At 47.1% G+C, this 976-nt stretch carries 1 protein-coding gene; it reads right to left on the bottom strand.

The genetic code is table 11. The features are described from left to right. A partial coding sequence (locus A3751_RS20190; protein WP_156492676.1) for a hypothetical protein occupies window positions 1–929 on the bottom strand: 929 nt, incomplete at its 3' end. Window positions 930–976: the final 47 nt, after the last annotated feature.

Genomic DNA, 976 nt, shown 5'->3' with positions numbered 1-976 from the left:
GCCGAGGCGGCTCTCTTTCGTAACTGATCAAGCGTGTCGTTTAGAGTGTGTAACGTGGCAGACAGCTCAGAATGCTCCGAATTCGATTCGCGATCATTTGGTTGCGTTGGATCAACCTCGTTCTCGTTGTCTTCCGCTTTCGCATTATTTTTTGACTCTTCGGCAAGTTGTTTTGAGCGAACATCGCATTGGTAGAAGAGATCTTGATACTGTTTCGTCTCGTCTTCAGTGGCGATCGCACTCAGCGTTACCCACTTCTGAGTAAGACTCTCTAGTTTCGCGCTGTACAGGTTAGTATCCTCTGTACTTGCGTGTTCGCGTAGGTTGCTCAACAGAGTGAGTAGTTGTTCGCGTTGTTCTTGGGCGAGTTTTTTGCGTTCACGGATGGCGCTTAGCTTCGCTTTGGCAATTTGGAAAACGTTTTTGTCTTTTGAGCGCGCAACATCAATGACCTGTTGAAGGTTTTGTTCCGTTTCGATGAGTTCGGTCGCAGCTTGGCGCACGCGGCTAAGGTTCGCTTTGCTTGCGATTGCCAGAAGGGCTTGCTCATCTTGCAAGCGAGCTAAACCGTTCATAAAGTCATTTTGCGACTCGGAGGCAATGATAATTTCAGCCAATAGTTGGTCGTTTTGAATTAAATCAAACAGACTTAGCCCTAACTGCTTGCTTTGTTCTGCTGTGATTTCAAGCGCTTGCGATTTGTCTTCTTCTTTTAAGGAAGCGTAGTGCTTGATAATCGTTGCTGGGTCTGAGAGTCGTTTAAGCGCAGCAATACGAACATCTGCTGCCGCATCATTGAGCATAAGCTGGACGAGCGTCTGTTGCTCTTCGTTGTTGGCTGAATTCAGGTCTGCAATAGCATTTTTGCGTACTTCTGAAGAGGTGTGTTGCCACTTGGGCTTAAAAAGCTTTGATAAAAAACTGGCCATGAGGGTCCCTGCTTTTTCGAACGCGAGCCATAGTGGTTTCGCGATAG

The organism is Oleiphilus sp. HI0080 (assembly GCF_001635135.1).
The sequence above is the reverse complement of the archived record's forward strand: the minus strand, read 5'-3'. Positions and strand labels throughout refer to the sequence as shown.